Source organism: Cytobacillus firmus NBRC 15306, from assembly GCF_001591465.1.
Lineage (GTDB): Bacteria > Bacillota > Bacilli > Bacillales > Cytobacillaceae > Cytobacillus > Cytobacillus firmus.
Map to the genome: position 1 here is coordinate 1 of NZ_BCUY01000254.1, position 503 is coordinate 503.

Below are 503 nucleotides of genomic sequence, written 5' to 3' on the forward strand. Positions count from 1 at the left end.
CGGAATTATCTTAACCAGCCAAAACGGATGACTTTACAGTATTCAATGTAAAGTCATCCGTTTTTTTGTTTCTTTAAATCCTAGATAACTGTATTCAGTTTTATAGTATTTATAGTAAATTAAGAAGGCTTATGTTTAAGGGGCTGACTTAAGGATTTGATGGTCCCCTTAATAAGCAGCAAAGGCTTGAAAAAACATCATTAAATCAGGAGGATTCAACAATCATGAATACGTTCAACCTAAAAGAAACAACAGCCGTGTTACACTCGTATGGTTTCAAATGTGACACAGAATTGGTAAGTCATTGGATAAGTGAGGGGAATATTAAAAGCATTGAAAACGGTGGAGTATACGAAGTTTTGGAGGAAGAGGTTTATAGATTTATAGAAGCATACAGATGGGAAGGTACAGCCTTTGAGGAAGGCATTGATGATCAAACTAAGATTGAGAGATTACTAGAAGAAATTTCGGATCTTAAAAAGCAAATTGTAAAACTACAAGAA

1 protein-coding gene is annotated in these 503 nt (G+C 34.2%); it reads left to right on the top strand.

Annotated elements, in window-relative coordinates:
* Positions 1–224: 224 nt before the first annotated feature.
* On the top strand, positions 225–503 hold a 279-nt coding region (locus tag BFI01S_RS22150), incomplete at its 3' end, for a hypothetical protein (protein ID WP_061794470.1).